General features: G+C 34.3%; 1 protein-coding gene. It reads right to left on the bottom strand.

The window, feature by feature from the left end:
- Positions 1–30: 30 nt before the first annotated feature.
- Entirely contained in the window at positions 31–1,008 is a 978-nt protein-coding gene (locus ABID46_RS13515) for an IS110 family RNA-guided transposase (RefSeq protein ID WP_354510992.1), read from the bottom strand.
- Positions 1,009–1,252 lie beyond the last annotated feature (244 nt).

Raw genomic sequence — 1,252 nt, 5'->3', positions numbered from 1 at the left:
TAACATGAACTGTGTAAAAAAACAAGTTTTTTAGGCAGATTTTTGTAAATAATTTTCTTGGTAAAATACTCTGTTTTTTACCACTCCAAATACAATCTTTAGCAGCTTGTTGCATACCGCAATTACGGCTGCTTTTTTGTTCTTTCCAGTATCTACTAATCGGTCGAATAACGCACGACATTGCGCATTGGTTTTCTTAGCATTTAGCGCACACATGTATAAAATATGACGCAATTGTTTACCACCCTGTTTGCATATTCTCACGCGTCCTCTGATGCTACTGCCACTTCGGTATTCGGTAGGACTTAACCCTGCATACGAGATCAATTGCTTGTACGAATTCATGTCTTTAAATCCTTGTGTGTAGATCAATAATTCGGCTGCTGCACGCTTGCCAATTCCTTTTATACTCGATACTAATTCAAGCGTTTCTTTGTCCCATTCTAGTAATTTTTCTTGTAATTCTATTTCCAAATTTTGCTTTTCTTCCTTCAGTTTCTTTATGATTTTTTCAAAGCTTTTTTCGATACTTTTTGCATCAAATGGACACTTTTTTAAACTGTGTATTTGATTGCTAAATTTGGTAATTTCTTTAGTCAAATCGTGTATCGCATTGTTCAGTGAACGACACTCAAAGTACGCCATATCAGGCATTGTGTACATTTCTGGATTTCGATCTAGACCATATTCGTAAATACGTTTCGCATCTTTTTTATCCGATTTGTTTCGTTCTAAATGCATCTGAATGTAGCGCTTGATTTGCAAAGCATTTACTACACTAAATCGAACTTTTTTTTCTTGAAGAAAGAATATCAAATTCAAATGATATACTCCAGTAGCTTCCATTACAAAATGAGTTTTCGCTCCCGCTTCTTTAAGCATTTTTCGAAACCCTGTAATCGAATTTGAAACTTGTAAATGTTGATGCACACCTTCCCTATTTTGAAAATAAAGATCTAAGGTTTCGTTGGAAACATCGATGCCACAATAGTTGATTTTCTCTCCCATTTTTTATATTTTTAATTTTTCAAAGAGAGAACTGTTCTTGCGATGTAACCAACGATCCTAACACGAACTTTATGTTCAACTAAACTGTACGGTTTTTAGCAAGAAATGAGCAGGGATAATCATGTTAGTGAAGCTTTTATGCTTATAGGGTTTGTCTATCTTATTCTGCTCATTTGGTTCTTTCTTTTTTATAGTTGTTGATATACTAAATTTAAGGAATTACAAACATAGGAAGGGTTTGGCG

Origin of the sequence: Moheibacter stercoris, from assembly GCF_040545805.1 — a bacterium.
GTDB lineage: Bacteria > Bacteroidota > Bacteroidia > Flavobacteriales > Weeksellaceae > Moheibacter > Moheibacter stercoris.
This window is presented reverse-complemented; position numbering and strand designations above follow the sequence as displayed.

Coding starts and splice junctions, on each gene's coding strand:
- ABID46_RS13515 (WP_354510992.1), bottom strand. CDS start 1,008: ATGGGAGAGAAAATCAACTATTGTGGCATCGATGTTTCCAACGAAACC.